This window comes from Citrobacter sp. TBCS-14 (assembly GCF_005280805.1).
Taxonomy (GTDB): Bacteria; Pseudomonadota; Gammaproteobacteria; order Enterobacterales; family Enterobacteriaceae; genus Citrobacter; species Citrobacter gillenii.
Genome location: NZ_SZWM01000664.1, coordinates 1 through 543, shown reverse-complemented (window position 1 = coordinate 543; position 543 = coordinate 1). Strand labels below are relative to the sequence as shown.

Genomic DNA, 543 nt, shown 5'->3' with positions numbered 1-543 from the left:
TTCGGTTTCCAGCCAGTGCACTACCTGTCTGGCGATAAACACCCGTGAACTGTCGCGCTGGAGCAGGGCGATAAGTTGGGCGATCAGCGTATCGAGCAGCACCTGATGGCGATTGTTTTTGGTCATGCTTTCTAGCATCAGCGCGCTGGTTCCGNAGCCTTATGCACCGCGCGTTTGATCAGCCGCTGGATGCGGGCGTCGTCGGTCAGTTCGAGAAATCCGCTCATGATCTGCAGCAGATGCTGGCCGATGCGCCGGGCATTTTCCGGTTGGCTGAACCAGTTGCCAATGAGCAGCGCCGGTTCATGGCGGCGAATCAGCGCCACCAGTGACTGGGTGTCGAGGAATTTTTCCTGCACGAACTGACCCAGGTTTTCGCCGATGCGGTCTTTATTACGCGGGATAATCGCCGTATGGCGCGAGATAAACGGGATCGGCACCCGACGAAAAAGCGCTACCACGGCGAACCAGTCCGCCAGCGCGCCGACCATCGCCGCTTCAGCAATCGCTTTGATCCCGAGTACCCAGAAGTTGGGCGGCAAA

General features: G+C 58.5%; 1 pseudogene. It reads right to left on the bottom strand.

Annotated features, from left to right (window positions below):
* Nucleotides 1–543, bottom strand: a pseudogene (locus FDX22_RS20550) (DUF445 family protein); the annotation flags it as partial.